Source organism: Massilia mucilaginosa (genome assembly GCF_011682145.1).
GTDB classification, from domain to species: domain Bacteria; phylum Pseudomonadota; class Gammaproteobacteria; order Burkholderiales; family Burkholderiaceae_D; genus Telluria_A; species Telluria_A mucilaginosa.
In genome coordinates, this window is the sequence record NZ_WHJH01000357.1 from 1 (window position 1) to 285 (window position 285).

The window sequence follows — 285 nt, forward strand, 5'->3', positions numbered from 1 at the left end:
GGTATCATCGCGCGCCATGAACAGCGACTTTGCCGGCCGCTGCCCGCCCGGCGAACAGGACCCACATCGTATGACACCGCACAGCATGTCCAGCACACCGTGGCGGCGTAAGGCCGCCCTTGTGCTGGTGCTCGCGTTCAGCGCCGTGGCGCAGGCACTGGCGCAGGTGCGCTCGTTCGAGCAGCTGGAGCACCGGCGCTGGGTCGCCGCCGACGGCGGCCCGAGCCAGGTCGGCGCCATGGCCCAGACGCGCGACGGCTACCTGTGGCTCGGCACCAATGAATC

The 285-nt window shown here is 70.2% G+C and carries 1 protein-coding gene; it reads left to right on the forward strand.

Translation table 11 applies throughout. From position 1 onward, the window contains the following. Positions 1–70: 70 nt before the first annotated feature. The coding region (locus F2P45_RS35160) for a two-component regulator propeller domain-containing protein (protein WP_223164950.1) at positions 71–285 on the forward strand (215 nt) is incomplete at its 3' end.